At 44.4% G+C, this 1,063-nt stretch carries 3 protein-coding genes and 1 pseudogene; 2 read left to right on the plus strand and 2 right to left on the minus strand.

The features are described 5' to 3' along the window. Positions 1 to 118, minus strand: a pseudogene (locus Xedl_RS39520) (IS982 family transposase); the annotation flags it as partial. Here Xedl_RS39520 and Xedl_RS39525 point away from each other — a divergent pair. Then, positions 117 to 590, plus strand: a complete 474-nt coding sequence (locus Xedl_RS39525; RefSeq protein ID WP_158024424.1) for a hypothetical protein — start codon at positions 117 to 119, stop codon at positions 588 to 590. The pseudogene Xedl_RS39520 and the gene Xedl_RS39525 sit on opposite strands and share 2 nt — an antisense overlap. Here the strand turns inward: Xedl_RS39525 and Xedl_RS35810 are convergent. Beyond that, positions 579 to 713, minus strand: coding sequence for a hypothetical protein (locus Xedl_RS35810; RefSeq protein ID WP_279625382.1), 135 nt, complete (start codon positions 711 to 713; stop codon positions 579 to 581). The genes Xedl_RS39525 and Xedl_RS35810 overlap by 12 nt on opposite strands. Before the next feature lie 58 nt (positions 714 to 771). Here Xedl_RS35810 and Xedl_RS33900 point away from each other — a divergent pair, with 58 nt between their 5' ends. Then, entirely contained in the window at positions 772 to 972 is a 201-nt protein-coding gene (locus tag Xedl_RS33900) for a transposase (protein ID WP_244149784.1), read from the plus strand. Positions 973 to 1,063: the final 91 nt, after the last annotated feature.

The raw sequence follows: 1,063 nt of genomic DNA on the forward strand, positions 1-1,063 counted from the left end.
GGGAAGCTTCGCGGTGCCGTTGACGTAATCCGTTTTCAATGAGCTGTTGATGCCAGAGAGGAATAAATTTTTGGCAAAAGTCATCGACGCAACAGTAAAGTTCTTCTAAATTAGACATGCCTGAGGATCTCCACGATTTTGTTTTCTTTAGCAAAAACTTTGATCGTGCCTCAGGCACTTTAGTTCCCTTCTTAAGCGATGAGATGGTCTTCCCCTCCTCAACAATAGCGCTCTGTACCAGAATAAGAGCGCCTATTTTCCTGCTTAACTTCATTAAAGAGGGCAAGATCATGAACAAAGGAAAAATCATTGGAATCGATCTGGCAAAAACACATTTTTATCTTTTTACTCTTGATAAGGAAGGCCACCCGGCAGGGAAGAAACGATTATCCCGTGGTGAACTGCTGAGTTTGTCAACGGCTCCAAACTATTCCCGGATTTGGTCCCCTAGTGAGTCAGTTATTCAAAGTTTGGATGGGGGGATGGACAACAATTTAGACGGGGACGCGATGCATCAGCGGCCCTGGGACTGGTTCCCCGGCAATTTAGCACGGGAGGCTAGGGCAAACGGGTCTAATTTATACAGATGAAAATCCCACTGTCAGGATTTTCATCATATAGCCATTATCCCAGCCAGCCTTCTGGCGCTTAGTCTTCACGCCTATTTTAACTGACTTCTCATTTTTCAGTAAGTTAAGTGCTATTTTATTCATTAATGCCACATTTTCGGCCGCATGACCGCTCCTTGAGCTTATAGAGGATGGTGAGTCAGTGATAACCCCTATCCTGAGAAAGCTGGGCGGGATGTATCTTGAACAATTATCCTGTTTACAGGCGTGGATCGGTGAGCTTAACGAAATGATTGACAGATATTTCAAAGAGAACGATGCCTGTCAACGTTTAGCCACCATTCCCGGTATTGGGCCGGTGATCGCCACGGCCATTGTCAGTCGCATTGGAGATCCTAAATGACTTTTCAAAATGGTAGGAGTATCAAAGAAACTCAGTCCCATTTTTGCGAATTTGGATTTTCCAGACACAAAAAAGCAAAAAGAAGGACTGA

It is taken from the genome of Xenorhabdus eapokensis (genome assembly GCF_001908105.1).